Here is a 323-nt window from a genome sequence, read left to right on the forward strand (position 1 = left end):
CATAAGAAAGAAGATTTGGAAACTGATAGGGCAAGTTGATTTAGAGAAAGAAAATATAATATATCCAGATTTAGCGATTTTCTTATCATACAATAAAGAACTTTTTATTAGACAATCAAGAGTAATGAGAAATGGAAATCCTTTGGTAGTTTCTCAAAAAGATTATATAGACTTACTAAAGCGAGGGTATATATATGGTTTCTTTGACGATTACAAAATCTTTGAACTCTGGCTGTCTAGTAATGTGGAAAATTATCCAGAAAGTGAAGGCATATTTCCTTTGCCATCTCAGTATTTATAGGGGCAACGGCCTATGTCGCTGG

1 pseudogene is annotated in these 323 nt (G+C 32.8%); it reads left to right on the plus strand.

Features of this window, described 5'->3' with window-relative positions:
- Nucleotides 1-301 (plus strand): annotated as a pseudogene (locus Q9I99_RS11350) (Imm26 family immunity protein); the annotation flags it as partial.
- Nucleotides 302-323: the final 22 nt, after the last annotated feature.

It is taken from the genome of Neisseria basseii (assembly GCF_962707005.1).
In the GTDB taxonomy this organism is placed as follows: domain Bacteria; phylum Pseudomonadota; class Gammaproteobacteria; order Burkholderiales; family Neisseriaceae; genus Neisseria; species Neisseria bergeri.